Here is a 588-nt window from a genome sequence, read left to right on the forward strand (position 1 = left end):
TACAGTAAAGTAAGGGTTTTAATTTTTTTATTAGTGATAACATACAAGACATTAGGCAGCATTATGTGAATGTATATTTATTTACATAGAAGTACCTATTAATCTATGGAAATCCATCTTGTAGCTTTTACATTTATTGATGGATAACAACACCTGTACCAATTGGAACCATTGATGATAACTCAAGAACATCCTTATTGTACATTCGAATACAACCATGTGAAACAAAGTGACCAATTGTTGATGGATTATCAGTTCCATGAATTCCGTAATGTGGAGCTGATAGTCCCATCCATAGTACTCCAAAAGGTCCACCAGGATTTGGATCTTTATTAATAATTGTATAGGTTCCTGTAGGAGTAGGTGTAAGCATTTTTCCAACACCGATTGGGTAAGTTTTAAGCAGATTGTTGCCGTCGAAAAGTTTTAGTTGGCGGTTTGATGTAGAAATGTAGATCCAATTAGTCATTTTATCAGCTCCAGTTTTTAACCATAGTATGAAGAAAGTTTAATAGTTGTTAAATACAAGAATATGTAATTTAAATAGAAAAAATAGTAAGTTTCCATTACTTTTCTACTATTTCCTTA

Annotated in this window: 1 protein-coding gene; it reads right to left on the reverse strand. The window is 31.8% G+C overall.

Annotated elements, in window-relative coordinates; genetic code table 11:
* Nucleotides 1-133: 133 nt before the first annotated feature.
* Nucleotides 134-469 carry a L,D-transpeptidase gene (locus CN514_RS24585; protein ID WP_098234807.1) on the reverse strand — a complete coding sequence of 112 codons (336 nt, stop codon included), beginning with the start codon at nucleotides 467-469 and terminating at the stop codon, nucleotides 134-136.
* Nucleotides 470-588: the final 119 nt, after the last annotated feature.

The sequence above is a fragment of the Bacillus sp. AFS001701 genome, from assembly GCF_002559405.1.
Classification (GTDB): Bacteria; Bacillota; Bacilli; order Bacillales; family Bacillaceae_G; genus Gottfriedia.